Raw genomic sequence first — 21109 nt, 5'->3', positions numbered from 1 at the left:
GCAAGCTACGCCCGTATTAATCGGGACGAAAATATTCGTCCTCTACCAATGAATCAGGCAGGGATAAGGCTCATGGCAAACAGGGGCCGGGGGTTTGTCATGCCTGAAAACCGTATTCAGCGAGAACGTGAGGCACAGTAATGAGCGTAATCGGAATCGAAAAACTGGAATTTGGCGTCGAAGATCTGCCAACCTGCGAAAAATTCATGCAGGACTTCGGCCTGAAGGCAGCGCAGCAGCACTGGGGCGAAACCCAGCGTGAATTCACCACTTTGAGCGGGGCGCGCGTGGTGCTGCATCCGCTGCAAAGCGAAACCTTGCCGGCGGCGTTTGAGGGTGGTTCTACTTTGCGTCGCATGACCTGGGGTGTGGGCAGCCCGGCGGAATTGGCCGCTTTACAGCCGCTGTTGGCGCAGATGCCAGGCTTTCGCCTGGTGGGGGAAGAGCTGGAGTGTATCGATCCCAACGGTATGACGCTGCGCTTTAGCGTCAGTCAACAGCGCGAAGTCAATTTACCGGTCTCGCCGATTAACCAGTGGGGAGATGTACGCCGCATCGATCAGCCCAGCCCGGTGTACGCGCAGGCACAGCCAATCAATATCGGCCACGTGGTGTTCTTCGTCGAAGATCTGGCCGCCACCGAACGTTTCTACCGTGAGGTCCTGGGCTTCCAGGTCTCGGATCGCTATATCGATCGGGCGGTGTTCCTGCGCACTCAGGCACGCGGCGGCCATCACAACCTGTTCCTGCTGAAATTGCCTAATCGCCCACGCGGTTTGAATCACGTGGCCTTTACCGTACGCGATATCCACGAGGTGATCGGCGGCGGTATCGCCATGAACAAAGAGAAGTGGAGCACCTTTATCGGCCCTGGCCGTCACCCCATCTCCTCAGCCTATTTCTGGTACGTCAACAGCCCGACCGGTGGCGCGTTCGAGTACTACACCAACGATGATTATCTGACGGAAAACTGGCAGCCACGCGAGCTGGAACACTCACTGGTGTCGTTCACCGAATGGGCGGTGGAGGGCGGTATCGACCACGATACGCGCCGCCAGCAGAAAAAACCGGAGGCGTTATGAGCCAACCAGAACCGGCGGGGATCGTCATTATCGGCGGTGGCCAGGCCGGCGGTTGGGCGGCGAAAACGCTGCGCGATCGTGGCTATGCGGGCCGGTTGACGGTGATCAGCGACGAACCCTATGACTTTTATGAGCGGCCGCCGCTCTCCAAGGCGGCGTTGCTGGACGGCAATGCGCCGCTTAGCCGACTGTTCAGCGAACAGGTGGTTGCCGGGTTGAACCTCAACTGGTGTCGCCCGATGCGGGCTGAAGGCATTGATGCAAAACGGCAAATCGTCAGTCTCAGTGACGGTCGGCAGCTGCAGTTTGAGCAACTGCTGATCGCCACCGGCGGTCGTCCGCGCCTGCCGGATGCCCGCTGGGCCAGTCACCCACGGGTGATGACGCTGCGCTCCTGGGATGATGCTGCCAGGCTGCGTCAGGCGCTGCAAGGGTGTCGCCGTTTGGCGATCGTCGGCGGCGGCTGGATCGGGCTGGAGATTGCCGCTTCGGCAAAACGTCTCGGTGCTGACGTGACCGTTTTTGAGCGCCAACCCGCGTTGTGCATGCGCAGCGTCGGTGCGGACGTCTCCCAGGCGCTGCTGGAATTGCATCAGCAACAGGGCGTGACGGTGCACTGCGGCTGCGGTGATATTCAGCTGGAAGATCGTGACGGTGGTGCCTGGATCGGCAGCGATGCCAGCGATCTTCAGCCATTTGATTGTGTGGTGGTGGGGATCGGCGTGGAGTTGAACCTGGAGCTGGCGCGCAGTGCCGGGTTGAAGATTGACGCGGGGATCGTGGTTGACGGCCAGGGGCGCACCAGCCATCCGGCGATCTTTGCCGCAGGTGACGTAGCCCGCCACCCGACGCTTGGCCTGTGCCTGCAGTCCTGGGCCTATGCGCAGAATCAGGCGATCAGCACCGCCTGCGCGATGTTGGACGCCTTTGCCGCCCCCTACGATGACGTGGCCTGGCTGTGGTCGGATCAATACGACGCCAATATCCAGATCCTCGGCGTGCCGACCGGTGGCGTGCACCATGTGGTGCGGCGCACGCCGCAATCGCAGGTGTTCTTTACGTTAAATGCCGATCGTCAGCTGGTGCAAATGGTGGCGTTTAACGACGCACGCACCATCAAGCTGGGCAAACGCTGGCTGGCCAGTGGGCGAGTGCTGGAACCGCAGCAGTTGGCGGACGCGGAGTTTTCTTTGATGGCGTTGAAATAACGCCCGTAACCTCGGGAGCGTTTCATGACTACGCAAGAGATTGACGCCCGCGCTGAACGGGTGGGGGATGCTGTCGCCGAAAATCCGCAGCAACGGGTGCGCTGGTCGGTGCCAATCGCGCTGTTTGCCTGCGTGCTGCTGGCGTTTTTCGACAAGATCAGTATCGCGGCGCTGTTTTCCGATAGTGAATTCCAGCAGGCGCTGGGCATCAGTTTTGACCCGGCGCGGCTGGGGTTGCTGATGAGTGCATTTTTGTTCTCCTACGGCATTTCTTCGATATTGCTGAGCGGAATCGGCGACCGACTGAACCCGGTCAAGGTGCTGATTGGCATGATGGTGGTGTGGGGCGTGCTGATGGTGCTGATGGGCATGACGCGCTCTTATCACAGCATGATGACGCTGCGCATTTTGCTCGGCATTGCCGAAGGTCCGCTGTTGCCAATGGCCTACGCCATCATCCGCCAGGCCTTTCCACAGCGCTTGCAGGCGCGGGCCACCATGCTGTGGCTGCTGGGTACGCCGTTGGGCGCCGCGCTCGGCTTCCCGGTCACGCTGTACATCCTCAACACCTTTGACTGGCAGACCACTTTCTTCTTTATGGCGTTCCTGACGTTGCCGGTGATGCTGCTGGTGCTGTTCGGAATGCGCCATCTCAACGTGTCACGCCCCGCCGCGGCCAGCGTTTCCAAACCGGCTATTGCCGAACGCAAACAGCATCGCCATGAGCTGCTGCGCAACCCGCATTTTTGGATGATCTGCCTGTTTAACATCGCCTTTCTGACTTACCTGTGGGGCATGAACGGCTGGCTGCCAAGCTACCTGATCAAGGGGAAAGGCATCCATCTGGAGCACGCGGGCTACCTGTCATCGCTGCCGTTTATCGCCATGCTGCTGGGCGAAGTGGTCGGTGCCTGGCTGTCGGACAAGCTGGATCGTCGTGCGCTGGCCTGTTTTGTCTCGCTGTGCGGCGCCGGGCTGGGGTTGGCCGTGGTGCTGCAGCTGCAGGGCACCTACAGCGTGATCGCCGCCATGGCTTTCAGCACCTTTATGTGGGGGGCCGGTGCGCCAAACATCTTTGCCTTGCTGGCGAAAGCCACCAGCAGCAAGGTCAGCGCCACCGCCGGCGGTATTTTTAACGGATTGGGCAATTTTGCCGGTGCGCTGGCACCGGTGCTGATGGGGGCGCTGATCGCCGCCACCGGCAACATGGATAACGGCTTGCTGTTCCTGGTGGTGATGGCCTTGATCGGCTGCATCATTCTGCTGCCGTTGCTGAAGAAGTATTGATTTAACCGTTTGATTCAACAGAGGAGTTACAACATGTCCCAGGTTGAGAAGCAAGCCGGCGTCAAGCCGCAGGATCAATCGATAGAGCATTGGGTGGAATCGCGTATCGCCCGCTTTGAAGGCCGCAAATACGACTGGAACGCGTTGAAGTTCCAAGCCGATTACGACCCGAAATACCGCCGTGCGCAGATGCGCTACATCGGTACCGGCGCCACCGGGGTAGCCAGCGACACCAACACCATTCCGGCAGGTAATTTCACCTTCTCCACCATGGTGTTGCCTTCGAAGTGCGAGGGCCCGTTACACCTGCACGATGACGTGGAAGAGGTGTTCTTTATGCTGAAGGGCAGCATCACGCTGATGATCCAGGACGGCACGGAGTATTACGAAACCAAGCTGAAAGAACGCGATCTGATCTCGGTGCCGGCCGGTGTCTACCGTGGGTTGTTCAACCACGGCGAAGAAGAGGCGTTGATGTGCGTCATGCTGGGTACCGCCAAACCGGAAACCCCGACCTACCCGGCGGATCACCCGTTATCCAAAGTGAAACGCAACTGATGAACGGCCTGGCACAACGTCAGCAGGCACGCTGTGGGACGTTTACCCTGAGCTGGCGCGAGGCGGGGCACGGTCGCCCGGTGGTGTTGCTGCACGGCATCAGTTCCGGTTCGGCTTCGTGGATCAAGCAGTTCAATGACTCGGGGCTGGCCGACGGCCATCGTTTGCTGGCCTGGGATGCCCCTGGCTACGGCGGCAGCCTGCCGCTGACGCTCAGCGAGCCGGATGCCGCCGCCTACGCCGCCGCGCTGGCGGCGCTGGTGGCCCACTTGCAGCTGGAGCAACCGCTGATCGTCGGCCACTCGCTCGGCGCCTTGATCGGCAGCGCCTATGCCGCCGCTTATCCCGACGGGTTATGTGGGCTGGTGCTGGCGGATCCGGCGCAGGGCTACGCCAAAGCGCCGCCGGAGAAACGTCGGCAGGTTTTTAGCCAGAGAAAACAGATGATCGAGCAGCTTGGTCCGCAGGGTTACGGAGAACAACGGGCGGCGGCGTTACTGCGTGAAACGGCGGATCCGCAGGACATTGCCTGGGTACGCAATGGCATGCAGCAGCTGGATCCCGAGGGTTTTCTCAATGCCGCCTGGATGCTGGCCAACGACGATATCGGCCGCTATCTGACGCAGTACCGTGGCCCGCTGCAGGTGTGGTGCGGCGACTGCGATCGGATCACGCCACCGGAAGCGGCGGCGATGCTGGCGCAGCAGCAGGACGCGCCACTGCGCCTGATCGAGGGGGCCGGGCATGCCAGCTACCTGGATGCAGCGGGGCAATTTAATCGCTATCTGCAGGATTTTACGGGAGCAATTCAACCATGAATTTTCAGCTTGAGAAACGGGTCGCGGTGGTCACCGGCGGTTCGTCGGGCATCGGTTTCGAAACCCTGCGCCTGCTGCTGGCGGAAGGCGCAAAGGTGGCATTTTGCGGCCGCAATCCGGACAAACTGGCCGGTGCCGAGGCCAGCCTGCGCAATGAGTTTTCGCAGGCGGAGATCCTGGCACTGTGCTGCGACGTGCTGGATGAGTCGCAGGTAACGCAGTTTGCCGCCCAGGTGACGGCACGCTTCGGCGGCGTAGATTTGCTGATCAACAACGCCGGCCAGGGTTTTGTTGCGCATTTTGATCAAACGCCGCGCACCGCCTGGCTGCATGAGGCGGAACTAAAGCTGTTCGGCGTGATTAACCCGGTGCAGGCATTTTTGCCGGCATTGGAGCGTTCGGATATCGCTTCCATCACCTGCGTGAATTCGCTGCTGGCCTTGCAGCCGGAAGAACACATGATCGCCACCTCGGCGGCGCGTGCGGCGCTGCTCAACATGACGCTGACGCTGTCGAAAGAGCTGGTGGACAAGGGCATTCGCGTCAACTCGATCCTGTTGGGCATGGTGGAGTCCGGCCAGTGGCGCCGTCGCTTCGACGAGCGCAGCGATAAAGATCAAAACTGGGAGCAGTGGACGGCGGCGATTGCCGAACGACGCGGCATTCCGATGAAACGCCTGGGGAAACCGCAGGAGCCGGCGCGGGCGCTGTTGTTCCTGGCTTCGCCTCTGGCGTCCTTTACCACCGGGGCCGCGCTGGACGTCTCCGGCGGCTTTAACCGCCATCTTTAACCGCAGAGGCTGAAAAGATGAAGAAGATCATGATGATTGGTTACGGCGCAATGGCCACAGAGGTGCTGTCCCGCCTGCCGGACGGGGTGAGCGTTGGCTGGATTGTCGCGCGTGCGGCTCATCATGCGGCGATTGCCAAAGCCTTTGGTGGTCGGGTGCAGGCGTTGACCCACCCCGACCACTGCGCTGAAAAACCGGATCTGGTGCTGGAGTGCGCCAGCCAGCAGGCGGTGGCGGAGTTCGGTGAGGCGGTGGTGATGCGCGGTTGGCCTCTAGCGGTGATCTCTACCGGCGCGTTAGCGGATGCCGCCTTGCAACAGCGTTTGCAGCAAGCCTGTCGGCAGCATCGGGGGCAGGTGATCGTGCTGTCCGGCGCGGTGGCGGGCATGGACGGCTTGGCGTCGGCACGTGAGGGCGGTCTGGACAGCGTCACTTATCAGGCGTGTAAAAGTCCGGCGAGCTGGCGCGGCAGTATGGCAGAGCAATTGATTGATCTCGATGCGGTAAGCGAGGCGCAGGTGTTTTTCGAAGGCTCGGCACGGGAGGCGGCGCGGTTATTCCCGGCCAACGCCAATGTGGCGGCGACCATTGCGCTCAACGGCCTCGGAATGGACGCCACCCGGGTGCGGTTGCTGGTCGATCCCGCGACCCGACGCAATACCCACCGGCTGCAGGTGTGCGGCAATTTCGGTGAGTTTCACATTGAGCTGAGCGGCAACCCGCTGGCAAGCAATCCCAAGACATCAACCCTGGCGGCGCTAAGCGCGGTACAAGCCTGCCGCCGTCTGATCGACGGTGGTTTTATTGCCTGAACGGCAGGAGCGAGTATGGAAAGGTTAAAGATTTTTGTGGCTGGGCGTTGGTGCGAAGGGCGTGGCGATGAAATGGTCTCGCAGTTCCCGGCCGACGGCAGCGTGAATGCGCGGCTGCGTGCCGCCAGTATTGAAGACGTCAATGATGCGGTAGCCGCGGCGGAACGCGCCTGGCGGGCACCCGAGTGGCGTGGGCTGGTGCCGCATCAGCGAGCCAACATTCTGTACCGCGTCAGCAATCTGATTATGGCGCAACAGGAAGAGCTGGCACAGCTGCAGACCCGAGACAACGGCAAGCCCCTGGCGGAAACCCGTGGGCTGGTGGCCAGCGCGGCGGCGACGGCACGCTACTTTGCCGCTGCCTGCGAGGTGCTGGAGGGCGAACTGCCGACCCAGCGCAGCGCTGAGATCATGACGTTGAGCCAGTATCAGCCGCTGGGCGTGATCGCGGCCATTACGCCGTGGAACTCGCCGATCGCCAGTGAAATGCAAAAGGTGGCCCCGGCACTGGCGGCGGGCAATGCGGTGATCCTCAAACCGGCCGAAGCGACGCCGCTGATGGCGCTAAAACTGGCGGAACTGTTTGAGCAGGCAGGCCTGCCCGCCGGACTGCTTAGCGTACTGCCGGGCAAAGGTTCGGTGATTGGCGAGGCGCTGGCGCGTCACCCGTTAGTGAAAAAGATCTCTTTTACCGGGGGAACCAATACCGGTCGTCATTTGGCGCATATCGCCGCCGAGAAGCTGATCCCCACCTCGCTGGAATTGGGCGGCAAGTCGCCGACCATCGTGCTGGAAGACGCCGATGTGGAGCAGGCAGCACGCGGGATCTGCTACGGCATTTTCAGCTCCGCCGGCCAGGCCTGCATCGCCGGTTCGCGGCTGTTTGTGCATCGTTCTTTGTACCAGCCGCTGCTGGCGCGTCTGAGTGAACTGGCGGCCGGACTGCGGGTCGGCAATCCGCTGACGCCGGGGGTGCACCTCGGCCCATTGATTAACGACAAGCATCGCCAAAGCGTGGCGGATTACGTGGCGCTGGCGCAGCAAGAAGGCGGCCGGCTGGTGATAGGCGGCGAAGCGCCGGCCGATCCGCTGCTGGCGGGCGGCAGCTATTACCTGCCGACGATTATCGAAGGGCTGAGCAATAGCGCCCGCGCCTGTCAGGAAGAAATTTTTGGCCCGGTGCTGGTGGTACTGCCGTTCGATGACGAGCAGCAGTTGATCGAGCAAGCCAACGATTCGGTGTACGGGCTGGCCGCTGGGATCTGGAGCCGGGATTTCCCGCGGGCGATGGCGCTGGCGGAACAATTGGAAACCGGCACCGTGTGGATCAATACCTACAAGACATTTTCTATTTCTACGCCTTTCGGCGGTTTCAAAGAGAGCGGTCTGGGCCGCGAAAAGGGTCTGCACGGCATCAAGGCCTATATGCAGCAGAAAAGCCTTTACCTGGCGCTGAGCCATCAGGCGAACCGCTGGAGCGATTAGTTTTGGTCGACGGTGCGTACCCCCTACAACGAACACAATAAGAAGGCAGATGATGAGCGATAAAATAACGGTTGGCGAAGCGATAGCCCGGACTCTGGAACAGTACGAGGTGTCGGCGATGTACGGCATCATTTCGATTCATAATCTGCCGATTGCCGATGCGGTAGGGCAGCGTGGCAACATCCGTTTCGTACCCGCGCGCGGCGAAGCGGGCGCGGTTACCATGGCCGATGCCCACGGCCGCTTCTCCGGTTTGGGCGTGGCCTTGACCAGCACGGGCGCGGGCGCCGGCAATGCGGTCGGTGCCATGATCGAAGCGCTGAATGCCAACACGCCGTTGCTGCACATAACCGGCCAGGTGGAGAAGGCCTATCTGGATGCCGACGCCGGGTTCATTCATGAGACCCGCGATCAGTTGGGTTTCCTGCGCGCCTGCTCCAAGCGCGCATATCGGGTCAACTCAGCAGAACAGGCGGTGGCCGTGATCCAACGGGCTATCCTCGATGCGCAGACGGTGCCTTGTGGCCCGGTGGCGGTCGAGATCCCGATCGATATTCAAAGCAGCCTGGTTTCCAGTTCGGTGCTGAGCCAGCCCGTGGCGCCTGCGCCGCTGCCGGCGGCCAGTGATGAGGCGGTTGAGCGCCTGTATCAGCGGGTGAAACAGGCCAAACGCCCATTGCTGTGGTTGGGTGGCGGTGCGCTGGCCTGCGCCGATGCGGTACGCAAACTGGCGGATGCCGGCGTGGCGGTGATCTCCAGCACTCATGGACGCGGTATCTTGCCTGATAGTCATCCGCGCAGCCTACGTGCGTTTCATAACTCACCGAGCATTGAAGCGATCCTGACGCAGTGCGATTTGACGCTGGTGGCCGGTTCACGCTTGCGCAGCAATGAAACGCGTACCTGGACGCTGTCGCTGCCGCGCCCGCTGGTTCAAATTGATATCGATCCGGCGGCGGCCAACCGCAACTATCTGGCCGACGAGCAAATCAACGGTGACTGCGGCGCCTTGCTTAACGCGCTGGCTGCTCGGTTGAGCCCGCGGGAAAAAGTGAATGCCGAATGGGATGCCGAGATCGCCGAAGCGGTACAGCAGGCGGAAAGCGCGCTGCGCCAGCAGTCGGGAGAATATGCCAAATTGAACGATGCCATCGCCGCTGCGTTGCCGCAGGACGGTCTGTTGGTGCGTGATATTACCGTTTCCGGCAGCGTGTGGGGCAGCCGTTTGTTCCGCGCCATTTCGCCCCTTTGCAACATTCACTCGCTGGCCGGGGCGATTGGCATGGGGCTGCCTATGGCGATTGGCACGGCGATCGCTAACCCGCAGCGCAAGGTGGTGGGGCTGGTCGGAGACGGTGGGCTGGCGTTAGGTTTGGGCGAACTGGCAACCATGGCGCAGGAGCAGGCCAATATTACCCTGCTGATCATGAACGACGGCGGCTACGGCGTGATGCGGGGCATTCAGGACAAGTATTTTGCCGGCCGTCAGTATTATAACGAACTGCACACTCCTGCATTTACCCAGGTTGCCGAGGCGATGGGGCTGAAGGCGTGGAAAGTGGACAGCGCGGCGCAGTTCAACGGCGTGCTGGCGGAAGCGATTAATTATCCGGGGCCGTCGGTGGTGGAAGTGGATATGAACAGCATCGGGCCGCTAACCTTCGCCGGGCCACCGCAAAAGACGCTGTATTGATGAAATGAAAAACGCCCGGCATCTGCCGGGCGTTGTGTTTTACTTGCCTGCTGCGATGCGCTCGCGAATATGCTGTGCGCGCGCTTCGGAGGCGGGGTGATCGTCGAACATGCTGCTCTGACGACCGGCCTCCATTTTAGCCAGTTTTTCAAAGCTGGTGACCAGGCCGTTCGGGTCGATGCCGCGTTGTTTCAGCAGATCGAACGAATAGTCATCGGCTTCACTTTCCTGTTTTTGGGAGAACTGCGCGTTAACCAGCTTCTCGCCCATATCCGCCAACTGTGACTGCGACAGCGAACCTATGATGCCGCCGGTCGAGGCCGCTGCGGTGCGCAATGCTACGGTGCCGTAAGCGACCTGCATGGCTTTGCGGGTATGGCCCAGCGCCACGTGGCCCATTTCGTGGCCCAGCACGCCTTCCACTTCATTGTCGGTCATCATGTCCATCAGCCCGCTGTAAACGCGGATACAGCCGTTGGCCATCGCCCAGGCATTCACGTCTTTTGTGACGTAAACCTTGTAGTTGGCCGGCGTGCCGTTGATATTATCTCCCAGCGCCGCCGCGATTTTGTTCAGGCGTTTGGCATAAGTACTGTCGGCCGGCGCGATTTGTGCCTTGCTGTCCATCTCTGCGCAGGATTTATCACTCAGGATTTTTACGTCGTTATTGCTCAGCGTCGCGGCCTGAAACGCCTGCGCGCCAGACTGCATCAGGGTATCGGTGTTCAGGTTTTGACAGCCGCTTACCAAAGTGGCAATGCTTAATGCAATCAAAGAGGTACGGATCTTCATAAAGCCATTTTCCTGTGAGAGTAACAAGGGGGTCGTGTCATTTTAGTTTAGGGAAATCTTGCCGCTTGAGACTAGTGTACGCCGACAATCGGGAAAATAGTGTTATTCCGAAAAACCGACCAATTGTGCTAATAAGTTGTGAACTCGCTCTCATTTGGTATTAGGGATTGCCGTTTTAATGCGGAGTCTGAGAAAATAGAAAACTTGACTGATTTTTTAATCCGACCTGGAGTAAAACATGTCCTCTCGTAAAGAGCTTGCCAACGCCATCCGCGCACTCAGCATGGACGCCGTACAAAAAGCAAATTCCGGCCACCCGGGTGCACCTATGGGCATGGCGGACATCGCCGAAGTCCTGTGGCGTGACTACCTGAACCACAACCCGACCAACCCCCACTGGGCTGACCGTGACCGCTTCGTCCTCTCCAACGGCCATGGCTCCATGCTGATTTACAGCCTGTTGCACCTCACCGGCTACGACCTGCCGATGAGCGAGCTGGAAAACTTCCGCCAGCTGCACTCCAAAACTCCGGGTCACCCGGAATACGGCTACACCCCAGGCGTGGAAACCACCACCGGTCCGCTGGGCCAGGGCATTGCCAACGCCGTCGGCTTCGCCATTGCCGAACGTACCCTGGCCGCGCAGTTCAACCGCCCGGGCCATGACGTCGTTGACCACCACACCTACGCCTTTATGGGCGACGGCTGCATGATGGAAGGCATCTCTCACGAAGTCTGTTCCCTGGCCGGTACCCTCAAGCTCGGCAAACTGACCGCGTTCTACGATGACAACGGCATCTCCATCGACGGTCACGTGGAAGGCTGGTTCACCGACAACACCGCCGAGCGCTTTGAAGCTTACGGCTGGCACGTGGTGCGTCACGTGGACGGTCACAACCCTGACGCCATCAAGGCCGCGATTGAAGAAGCCCGCAAGGTCACCGACAAGCCGTCCCTGCTGATGTGCAAAACCGTGATTGGCTTCGGCTCCCCGAACAAGGCCGGTACCCACGACGTGCACGGTGCTGCGCTGGGCGCCGCCGAAGTGGCTGCCACCCGCGAAGCCCTGGGCTGGAAATACGCCGCCTTCGAAATCCCGCAGGACATCTATGCCCAGTGGGACGCCAAAGAAGCCGGCAAGGCGAAAGAAGCGGCCTGGAACGACAGGTTTGCGGCCTACGCCAAGGCCTTCCCGGAACTGGCTGCCGAGTTCAAACGCCGCATGAACGGCGAACTGCCGGCCAGCTGGAAAGCCGACGCCAAAGCCTTCGTCGAGCAGCTGCAGGCCAACCCGGCCAACATCGCCAGCCGCAAGGCCTCGCAGAACGCGCTGGAAGCCTTCGGCAAGGTGCTGCCTGAATTCCTCGGCGGCTCCGCTGACCTGGCACCGAGCAACCTGACCATGTGGTCCGGCTCGAAAGCGCTGAACGTAGACCCGGCGGGTAACTACATCCACTACGGCGTGCGCGAGTTCGGCATGACCGCCATCACCAACGGCATCGCGCTGCACGGCGGCTTCCTGCCGTACTCTGCGACCTTCCTGATGTTCGTGGAATACGCCCGTAACGCGGTGCGCATGGCGGCGCTGATGAAAATCCGCAACGTGTTCGTCTACACCCATGACTCCATCGGTCTGGGCGAAGACGGCCCGACGCACCAGCCGGTTGAGCAGATTGCCAGCCTGCGCGTGACCCCGAACATGAGCACCTGGCGTCCGTGTGACCAGGTGGAATCGGCGATTGCCTGGCAGTACGGCATCGAGCGCAACGACGGCCCGACCACGCTGATTTTCTCGCGTCAGAACCTGACCCAGCAGCCGCGTACCGCGGAGCAGCTGGCCAACGTTTACCGCGGCGGCTACGTGCTGAAGGACTGTGCCGGTACGCCGGACGTCATCCTGATTGCCACCGGTTCGGAAGTGGGTATCACCGTGGAAGCGGCAGACAAGCTGAGCGCGGCGGGCACCCAGGTGCGCGTGGTGTCGATGCCGTCTACCGACGCCTTCGACAAGCAGGACGCGGCTTACCGTGAATCCGTGCTGCCGGCGGCGGTGACGGCCCGCGTGGCGGTGGAAGCGGGTATCGCGGACTACTGGTACAAGTACGTGGGCCTGAACGGCGCTATCGTGGGCATGACCACCTTTGGTGAGTCTGCACCGGCGGAGCAGCTGTTCAAAGAGTTCGGCTTCACCGTGGATAACGTGGTGGCCAAGGCGCAGGCACTGCTGAAATAAGGCATCTCGCGTCGCGTTACCCCAGCCCGGCACCTTGCCGGGCTTTTTGTTGCCCAAAAATCGCCCAACCTCACAAAACACGAAGATAAAAAATCAACGGCGTTGCGTAAGAACACTTATTAACTATATGTTAATTTTTAGTTTATTAAATGTAACCAGGAGTTGATCATGTTGACAAAAATCGGCGCGTCGATGGTGGCGATGGCTGTACTGGGTGCAGTGCCTGCTTACGCTGAGTTCCCCGCGGGCTATCCAGCCGACTACCAGAAAATTGTGGATGGCGCGAAGAAAGAAGGCAAGGTAGTGGTGTATTCCACCACCGATACCAAAGCCGCAGGGCCGCTGATTCAGGGGTTCGAAGCGCTGTACCCGGGCGTCAAGGTCGAATACAACGACATGAACAGCACCGAACTGTATAACCGCTATATCAGCGAACAGGCGGCGGGCGGCACCAGCGGCGACGTGGTGTGGAGTTCGTCGATGGATACCGCGCTGAAGCTGGCAACCGACTATGCGCAAGAATACGCTTCGCCGGAACAGGGCCAATTGCCCAAGTGGGCGGTCTGGAAAGAGAAAGCCTACGGCACCACCTACGAGCCGGTGGTCTTCATTTATAACAAACGGCTGATCCCGCAGGGGGATGTGCCGGACTCGCACGCTGCGCTGGCAAAGCTGATCGCCAGCCAAACCGACAAGTTTAAAAAGAAAGTCACGACCTATGACATTGAAAAATCAGGGTTGGGTTTCATGCTGTCGGTGCAGGACTTCAAGGCCGACCCGAACTATTTCGCTACGCTGGCTGACGTCGCCAAAGGCGGCCTGGCCGTGCAGTCGTCCACCGGTACCATGATGGAAAGGGTATCGTCCGGTGAAAACCTGATTGGTTTCAATATCCTGGGCTCCTACGCCGAAGCACGCGCCAAAACAGACCCTTCTCTGGGCATCGCTTACCCGAAAGATTACACCCTGGTGCTGTCGCGCGTGTCCTTTATCAGCAAAGAGGCCGCCAACGCCAATGCGGCCAAGCTGTGGCTTAACTACGTACTGTCGGAAAAGGGCCAGAGCATTCTCGCCAACCAGGCGGATATTCCCTCTATCCGTAATGACATTGAAGGTAAAAACGACATCGACGGCATGACCAAAATGCTTGGCAATGCGCTGAAGCCGATCCCAGTAGACGAGAGCCTGTTGGAGTACCTGCAGCCGGCCAAACGGCTGGACTACATCAAACAGTGGCGTACCGCCGCGGCAAAATAAATAAGGACAGGCTCCGGACGCGCGTCTGCCAGGGAGGCGCGCGCCCTTTGGTGGTCGATGTTTACAACCATTGGGATAGATTATGAATACATGGCGTAGAAAGTGGCAGAGCCTGCCGCGTGGCTTGGTGGTGTTGATAACCGCACTGGTTATCTACGTACCGCTGTCCTTTATCGTGATTCAAAGTTTCCTCTCCGCCCCCTTTTTTTCGCCCTCCAAGGTTTTTAGCCTTGAGGCGTTCGAGTTTATTTTCACCGATCCTGACTTTTACAAAGCACTGAAAAGCGGATTTATTCTGGCCTTTGGGCTGGTGGTGATCGCCATTCCGCTGGGGGGGATCCTGGCCTTTTTGATGGTCAGAACCGATCTGCCTGGTCGCCGGTTTATAGAGCCGCTGATCCTGGTGCCGATTTTTGTCTCGCCGATGGTGCTGGGTTTTGGCTACGTGGTGGCCGCCGGGCCGGTAGGCTTCTTTTCGCTGTGGGCGGAGTCGCTGCTGGGCTTTGTGCCCTGGAATATCTATTCGATGGCCAGCATCGTGGTCATTGCCGGGTTAACCCATGTGCCGCACGCCTACCTTTATATTTCTTCGGCCTTGCGCAGCGTCGGCTCCGACGTGGAGGAGGCCGCTCGTACGGCGGGAGCTTCCCCCTTGCAGGTCATGACCGCCGTCAGCTTGCCGATGGTACGCCCTTCGATTCTGTATGCCGGCGTATTGCTGTTCTTTCTCGGGCTGGAGGTGTTCGGCCTGATGCTGGTGTTGGGCGATCCGGAAGGTAACCTGGTGCTGGCGACCTACCTGTATCAACTGACCAACAAGCTGGGCACGCCGTCTTATCATCTGATGGCGGCGGTGGCGGTGGTGCTGATTTGCATCACCATTCCGCTGGTGATGTTGCAGCGCCGTCTGATGCGCACCGCCAACCGTTTCGTCACCGTCAAGGGCAAGGCGTCTCAGGCGCGGGCGCTGCCGCTGGGTAAATGGCGCTGGGTTGCCGGTGCGGTGGTGGTGTTTTGGCTGACGGTGACCATAGGTGTACCACTGGTGGGCGTGGTGCTGCGTGCCTTTATCTCCAACTGGGGCGTGGGCGTTTCTCTCTGGGACGAGCTGTCGCTCAATACCTTCCGCACCATCTGGCAGCAACCCAACCTGTTGCGGGCCATCGTCAACTCGATGGCGATTGGGGTGATCGGCGGTGCTCTGGCGGTGGTCTGTTATCTGTTCATCGGCATTGCCATGCACCGCAAACCCGACGGCGCTACCCGTTTTCTCGATTACAGCGTGCTGGTACCGCGTGCGGTGCCGGGGTTGCTGGCGGGGCTGGCGTTCCTGTGGGTGTTCCTGTTCCTGCCGATGTGGCTGGACAAGTCGCTGAAAGAGGGCTGGCTGTCGGCCCTGCCGGTCGCCGAATGGCTGCGGGAAAACCTGATTGTCTGGCTACGTTCTTTGCGCAGCACCATCTTCAGCGTTTGGCTGGCGTATACCGTGGTATGGATGGCCTACGGCCTGCGGTTGATCTCCTCGACGCTGTTGCAGGTCGGCCCAGAACTGGAAGAGGCGGCGCGCAGTGCCGGTGCCTCCCGTGGGCAGATCACCCGCCACGTGACCATTCCGCTGTCGCGCTACGGCCTGATCGGCTCGTGGCTGCTGATGTTCCTGATTTTCGAGCGAGAGTATTCCACCGGGGTTTACCTGCTGTCGCCAGGCACCGAAACCATAGGTTCGATGCTGGTTTCGCTGTGGGCGGCGGGTGCCATTGATATCGTGGCCGCACTCTCCTTCATTAACATCCTGCTGGTGGTGCTGGGGCTGGGGATCGCCTTGCGCTTTGGAGTGAAATTACATGATTGAACTTTCGGTAGAGAACCTGCATTTGACCTACGGCGACAACCCGGTGCTGAAGGGCGTTTCGATGCAGCTAAAGCGCGGCGAGGTAGTTTCGCTGCTGGGGCCGTCGGGCAGCGGTAAAACGACGTTGCTGCGGGCGGTCGCCGGGCTGGAAAAACCAACGCAGGGCAGCATTATCATTGGCAACAATAAGGTGTACGACGGCACTGCGCGCAGCGAGATCCCGGCGGAAGAGCGCAACCTCGGCCTGGTATTTCAGTCTTATGCCCTGTGGCCGCATAAAACCGTGTTTGAGAATGTCGCCTACCCGCTGAAATTACGCAAAGTCGCCTCGGCAGAAATTACCCAGCGGGTGCAAGGGGTGCTGGATCAACTGGGGCTGGGACATCTGGGCAAACGCCATCCGCATCAGCTGTCCGGTGGCCAGCAGCAGCGCGTGGCGATTGGTCGGGCGCTGGTGTACAACCCGCCGGTGATCCTGCTGGATGAGCCGCTATCTAACCTTGATGCCAAGCTGCGCGAAGAGGCGCGGGTGTTCCTGCGTGAACTGATTATCAAGCTTGGGTTGTCGGCGCTGATGGTGACCCACGATCAGAACGAGGCGATGGCCATTTCCGATCGTATTTTGTTGCTCAACAACGGCAAGATCGAACAGCAGGGTACGCCGCAGGAAATGTACGGTTCTCCCTCGACCCTGTTTACCGCCGAGTTTATGGGCAGTAATAACCGTCTGTTCGGCAAAATCACCGAGATGAGCGAGGGCAAAGCGCGCATCGAAGGGAAAGACTGGGCGCTGTGGGGCATGGCTGGTGCAGGGGTAAACGTCGGTGATGAAGCCACGGCGGTGATCCGGGTAGAACGCGTGCGTCTGGGGGAAGATCCCCAGGGCAACCAACTGGAGTTGCCACTGCTGACCAGCATGTATCTGGGCGATCGTTGGGAATACCTGTTCCGCACCGTTGCCGAAGATTTCGTGGTGCGGGCTTATGGCACCGAAGTGCGCGGTCAGACGCTTTGCCGGCTGTCGCTGCCGGCAGAGCACCTGTGGATTTTCCCTAAGGCCTAGCTTCGACCATGGCCGCGCCCCACGAAGGGACGCGGCTCACTGAATTACAAATCCAGCACCAGCCGTGGTCCCCTGGCCCGTGAGCAGCAGATCAATAGGCTCTGTTGCGCCTCTCGCTCTTCCTCGCTCAGATACTGATCGCGGTGGTCGGCTTCGCCTTCGAGAATTCGCGTTTCACAGGTACCGCAAATCCCCTCCCGGCACAGGCATTCTACTTTGGCCGCCTTGCTGTTTTCCAACGCCTGCAGAATGGTCATATTTGGCGCGACCTCCAGTTCAATGCCTGAGCGTGCCAGTACCAGAGTAAAAGCCCCCCCCTGGCTGTTTGCTGCGGCAAAGGCTTCGCGGTGCACACGTGTTGGCGCAATTCCCAACGCTGCCGCCGCCTGCAATACCGCATCGTTCAACGCCGAAGGACCACACACATAGATGTGGGCGTCGGGTTCCGCCTCGGCCAGCAGACGCGTCACATCCAAACGGCCACCCTGACTGGAAATGTGATAGCGCACATGTTCGGCAAAAGGAGACGCCTGCAGCTGCGTTTGAAAAGCATTGTGCTCTTCGCTGTGAAAGCAATAGTGCAAGCGGTAACGCTGACCGCGCTGGTGCAGCTCGTGCAGCTGCGCCAGAAACGGCGTGATGCCGATGCCGCCGGCAATCAGCAGGTGTTGTTCCGCGGTGGGTGCCAGCGCAAACAGATTGTTTGGCGTGCTAATGGTCAGCGTGTCGCCAATTTTTACGCGGTCATGCATGAAATCCGATCCGCCTTTAGAGGGAGACTCGCGGCGCACGGCAATCTGATAACGGTGCAGGTCGAAAGGGGAACTTAACAGCGAGTAGGCATTACGGTAGCACTGCTCGCCCTGCTGCATCTGCACGATGATATGGCTGCCGCCGCTGAATGTCGGCAACGGCCGCTGCGTCGGGTCCTCCAGAGTAAAACGCTTTACCTGTGCGGTAACGGTTTCGATTTCGATCACGCGGACATCCAACATCCGATAACTCGACATGTCATTCACTCCAGAGCGCGGGCAGAGCCCGCGCAAAACAGGTTATACCGCCTGGCAGATTCAGGGCTGGAAGACTTGCGCCACCAGGTTGTGGAAGTGTGCGATGCCGTGCTCGCTGACGCCGCTGCCTGCACCGTCAGCCATAATCCGCCCCTGACCGCGATAACCGCGTGACTTCAACCCTTTCTGCACGCTCTCGACCAGCCGCAGATCTTCCGGACGGAATACGTCGCGATACCATTCGATCAACCTCTGCTGTTCGGCGGTCAGCTCTTCGTTGGTGAAGTAAATGTCATAGTGTTGCAGGGTGGTTTCCGCATCGACCGGGAACTCATAAATCACCGTCATCATCCCTTCCAACGGTGGGATATTGAACATGGTGCAAGGCCACAGCCAGATGCCGTGGAAGCTGGCATCTTTGCCTTCTTCGAATTTGAATGATTGTTCCGAAGGGCGGGCGTAGCCAAATTGCAGCGTCCAGTTGCCGTGCAGGGTGTGCCAGTAGCGATCGACCTGCACTGAATCGGCAAAGCCGGGGTGTGCCGGTGCGCAGTGATAGCATTCGAGGTAGTTGTCGACGATGTTCTTCCAGTTGGCTGGGGTGAGCGTGGTAAAGCGCGCCGCCAGCTTCAGGTTATCTACTGTCGGGCAGGCTTCGCGCACTTTTGCCGCCAGCCCTGGAAGTTGCTCTTCTACGCTGCCGGCCTGCGGATCCATGTTGATAAAAATAAACCCGCCGTATTCTTCTACCCGTACCGGCGTCAGATGGGCGATGTCTTTATTGAAGTTATGCACGTTCTCGCAGTTGCGTGCATGAGCCAGTTCGCCGTCGAGCTTGAACGCCCAGGCGTGGTACGGGCAGGTGATGACGTTTTTGGCCTTGCCGTCGCCTGACAGCAATTGGTGACCCCGGTGTGGGCAAACGTTATAAAAGGCGCGCAACTCCTTGTCGCGGCCGCGGACCACCAGGATATTTTCGCCGATGATCTCGCGGGTGATGTAATCATTTGGCTGGGCAACTTCACTGCCGTGTGCCACGCAGATCCAGCTGTTGGCGAATACGCGCTCTTTTTCATGATCGAACGCAGCCGGGTGAGTATAAAACTGCGCCGGAATGGTATACGCCTCGCGGGCATCGGCGCAGAAGTCATTGGGTAATGTCAGTACGGGGATCGCAGTGCTCATAATAACCTTCCTCTTATTTGTTTTTATTCCACGGGAGTGTTTCAGACGACGGTTGTGTTGTTTAACGGGCTAACGGCCGGCGGTTCAGACGGAAGGGGCAACGTCGGTCGGCTGACTTCGATCAGGTGTGCCGGTATCGCGGCGTAATCCTGTTTCAGCCAACGGGCGAAACCGTAGGTTTTTACCAGCAGCACTAGCAGGAACGGCAAAGCGGTCAGGACGACGGTGGTTTTCATGGTGTCCAGGGAGGCCCCGGTAAACAGGATCGACAGCGGGATGAGGGTGATCACCACGCACCAAAACAGCCGCAGCATCGGGCTGGGATCCTGCCCCTCCTGCAGATTCCGGGTGCTGGTGGCTGCCATGGTGTAGGCGACGGCATCCATATGCGACGCCAGAAAAATAATCATGATAAACAGGTAGCCCGCGAGGAACAGTTTGCCCAGCGGCAGTGACATCAGCAGCATTTGCACCGCCGTTTCACCGCCCTGGGTATTGAGCACCTCAGGCACGTTCAACTGGCCGCTGATGAACTGATGCATGGCGAAGCTTTCCAGTGAGCCGAAAAAGAACCAGCAACCGAGGGTGCTGCCGAGCAGCAGGGCCCAAATCACCTCTTTGATCTTGCGCCCGCGAGAGACCCGGGTCACAAACATCGCCACGCCCGGCGTATAGGAAATCCACCACAGCCAGTAGAACACGGTCCAGCTGCGGCTAAAGCTGCCGTCTCCCATCGGATCGGTAAACAGGCTCATCTGCAGGAAGTTCTGCGCCGTCAGGCCGATAGCATTAACGGTGTTATTGATGGTGAATTCGGTCGGGCCGACCAGCAGGACCAGTGCGGCGAAGATAAACGCGCCCCAGCCGACCATTTTGCTCAGCCGCTGCATGCCGCCGTCGATGCCGATATAAGAGCTGAGACAGAAAATGACCGCGGCCAGCAGGATCACCGCTGCCTGTACCGTGAAGGTATCCGGAATGCCGGTGAGTGCCGTTAGCCCGCGGGTGAAGGTGGAGGCGGTTAACACCAGCGAGATAGTCAGCGCGCCCACGGTGGCAACCAGAAAAATAAGGTCTACCGTCCGGCCTATAGGGCCGTCGGCGCGTGCGCCGGTGATGGCCGAGATAATGCCGGACAGACTTAAGCCCTTATTTTTACGGACGTGAAAGTGATAGGCCATGATCAGCGAGGCCAGCGCATAGGTTGCCCAGGCGCTTAACCCCCAGTGAAAGAACGAGTAGCTGATGCTGTATTCCAACGCCTTTGGCGTACGTGGGGCAATGTTCAGTCCCGGCGTTTGATAGTAATAAGCCCATTCCATCACGCCCCAGTACAGGGTTGAGGAACCCAATCCGGCGCAAATGAACATAAATACCCAGGCCAGAGTGGGGTACTGAGGCTTGCCTTCGCCAAGGCGGATATTGCCGTATTTGCTCAAGGCCAGATAAAGCACCACCAGCAGTGCCATCAGCACCAGCACCTGAATGGTGGAACCGAACAGGCGGGTGACCGCGTTAAAAATGGTAGTGGCGACCCGCTCTGACTGAATCGGGAAGAGCATCAGGCAGCTGGCAATCAGCGCGATGCTGCACAGGCTGATGGCAATGAGCATGACATCCTTTTTGGGCGTGCTCTGCATGGGCGTGAACTCCTGTTATTTGTGGTTGGCTGCTGTGCATCTCAGCCTTATTGATTGGCGTTAAGCCGTTTGTTAGACCACGTAGGGTGCATATCCCGGTACTGCAGATGCCGTGAGTTTTTACCCTTCATTAACATTTGTGAGTGTGCATAAATTAATCTGAGGCCACAATTAGGGCATCTGTGAAGGGATAAAACACAGTATGTGAATAATTTGTTGTGATCTTGACCGTGGATTTAGTGTGGGCTTTTCGGGGGCTTTTTAGCGAATTACGATGAGAATTTATGGAGGAATACAAAATTAGCACGTGACTATGCAGAGCGATATATATCGCTCTGCATAG

Annotated in this window: 17 protein-coding genes; 13 read left to right on the top strand and 4 right to left on the bottom strand. The window is 59.4% G+C overall.

Translation table 11 applies throughout. From position 1 onward, the window contains the following. Nucleotides 1-140: 140 nt before the first annotated feature. The 9 genes from LQ945_RS09290 to LQ945_RS09250 are packed head-to-tail and all read left to right on the top strand — an operon-like array spanning nt 141 to nt 9734. Nucleotides 141-1082, top strand: coding sequence for a VOC family protein (locus LQ945_RS09290; RefSeq protein WP_270102756.1), 942 nt, complete (start codon nt 141-143; stop codon nt 1080-1082). After that, nucleotides 1079-2290 carry an NAD(P)/FAD-dependent oxidoreductase gene (locus tag LQ945_RS09285; protein WP_270102755.1) on the top strand — a complete coding sequence of 404 codons (1212 nt, stop codon included), beginning with the start codon at nt 1079-1081 and terminating at the stop codon, nt 2288-2290. The genes LQ945_RS09290 and LQ945_RS09285 overlap by 4 nt, the downstream gene beginning before the upstream one ends. Before the next feature lie 24 nt (nt 2291-2314). Next, nucleotides 2315-3577: an MFS transporter gene (locus LQ945_RS09280; protein ID WP_270102754.1), complete on the top strand. Its 1263-nt coding sequence runs from the start codon at nt 2315-2317 to the stop codon at nt 3575-3577. 33 nt (nt 3578-3610) lie between these two features. Next, entirely contained in the window at nt 3611-4135 is a 525-nt protein-coding gene (locus LQ945_RS09275) for a cupin domain-containing protein (protein WP_044553339.1), read from the top strand. After that, the gene (locus LQ945_RS09270) at nt 4135-4953 is read left to right on the top strand and encodes an alpha/beta fold hydrolase (RefSeq protein WP_269936159.1); all 819 of its coding nucleotides are present in this window, start codon (nt 4135-4137) and stop codon (nt 4951-4953) included. Before LQ945_RS09275 ends, LQ945_RS09270 begins: the two co-directional genes overlap by 1 nt. Beyond that, a complete protein-coding gene (locus tag LQ945_RS09265; protein WP_270102753.1) occupies nt 4950-5744 on the top strand; it encodes an SDR family oxidoreductase in 795 nt (264 codons plus the stop codon). Before LQ945_RS09270 ends, LQ945_RS09265 begins: the two co-directional genes overlap by 4 nt. 17 nt (nt 5745-5761) lie before the next feature. Further along, nucleotides 5762-6556, top strand: coding sequence for an aspartate dehydrogenase (locus tag LQ945_RS09260; protein ID WP_270102752.1), 795 nt, complete (start codon nt 5762-5764; stop codon nt 6554-6556). Nucleotides 6557-6571: 15 nt separating this feature from the next. Beyond that, a complete protein-coding gene (locus tag LQ945_RS09255; protein ID WP_044553332.1) occupies nt 6572-8041 on the top strand; it encodes an aldehyde dehydrogenase in 1470 nt (489 codons plus the stop codon). A gap of 52 nt (nt 8042-8093) precedes the next feature. Continuing rightward, nucleotides 8094-9734, top strand: a complete 1641-nt coding sequence (locus LQ945_RS09250; RefSeq protein WP_270102972.1) for a thiamine pyrophosphate-binding protein — start codon at nt 8094-8096, stop codon at nt 9732-9734. Between the two features lie 39 nt (nt 9735-9773). Here LQ945_RS09250 and LQ945_RS09245 read toward each other — a convergent pair whose 3' ends face one another. Continuing rightward, complete coding sequence (locus tag LQ945_RS09245) at nt 9774-10526, bottom strand: M48 family metallopeptidase (protein ID WP_020828534.1); 753 nt, start codon at nt 10524-10526, stop codon at nt 9774-9776. A 238-nt stretch (nt 10527-10764) separates the two neighbouring features. On the opposite strand from LQ945_RS09245, the gene tkt reads away from it, so the two are divergent. The 4 genes from tkt (at nt 10765) to LQ945_RS09225 (ending at nt 16931) form a co-directional block, all read left to right on the top strand. Further along, nucleotides 10765-12759, top strand: coding sequence for a transketolase (tkt, locus tag LQ945_RS09240; protein ID WP_269936390.1), 1995 nt, complete (start codon nt 10765-10767; stop codon nt 12757-12759). A 168-nt stretch (nt 12760-12927) separates the two neighbouring features. Next, nucleotides 12928-14016: an ABC transporter substrate-binding protein gene (locus LQ945_RS09235; protein WP_270102751.1), complete on the top strand. Its 1089-nt coding sequence runs from the start codon at nt 12928-12930 to the stop codon at nt 14014-14016. A gap of 82 nt (nt 14017-14098) precedes the next feature. Then, a complete protein-coding gene (locus LQ945_RS09230; RefSeq protein WP_044553325.1) occupies nt 14099-15868 on the top strand; it encodes an ABC transporter permease in 1770 nt (589 codons plus the stop codon). Continuing rightward, the gene (locus LQ945_RS09225) at nt 15861-16931 is read left to right on the top strand and encodes an ABC transporter ATP-binding protein (RefSeq protein WP_262239662.1); all 1071 of its coding nucleotides are present in this window, start codon (nt 15861-15863) and stop codon (nt 16929-16931) included. Before LQ945_RS09230 ends, LQ945_RS09225 begins: the two co-directional genes overlap by 8 nt. Nucleotides 16932-16975: 44 nt before the next feature. On the opposite strand, the gene LQ945_RS09220 is transcribed toward LQ945_RS09225, so the two are convergent. Genes LQ945_RS09220 through LQ945_RS09210 form a run of 3 tightly spaced genes read right to left on the bottom strand, consistent with a single transcriptional unit; the run spans nt 16976 to nt 20766 of the window. Next, nucleotides 16976-17941 (bottom strand): PDR/VanB family oxidoreductase, encoded by a 966-nt coding sequence (locus tag LQ945_RS09220; RefSeq protein WP_270102750.1) that lies wholly within the window; start codon nt 17939-17941, stop codon nt 16976-16978. A 60-nt stretch (nt 17942-18001) separates the two neighbouring features. Beyond that, entirely contained in the window at nt 18002-19126 is a 1125-nt protein-coding gene (locus tag LQ945_RS09215) for an aromatic ring-hydroxylating oxygenase subunit alpha (RefSeq protein ID WP_182825799.1), read from the bottom strand. Nucleotides 19127-19167: 41 nt separating this feature from the next. Continuing rightward, entirely contained in the window at nt 19168-20766 is a 1599-nt protein-coding gene (locus LQ945_RS09210; protein ID WP_270102749.1) for a BCCT family transporter, read from the bottom strand. Between the last annotated feature and the right edge of the window lie 343 nt (nt 20767-21109).

It is taken from the genome of Serratia liquefaciens (genome assembly GCF_027594825.1).
Taxonomy (GTDB): Bacteria; Pseudomonadota; Gammaproteobacteria; order Enterobacterales; family Enterobacteriaceae; genus Serratia; species Serratia liquefaciens_A.
Note: the sequence above shows the minus strand (reverse complement) of the source record. Positions and strands in the feature narration are given on the sequence as shown.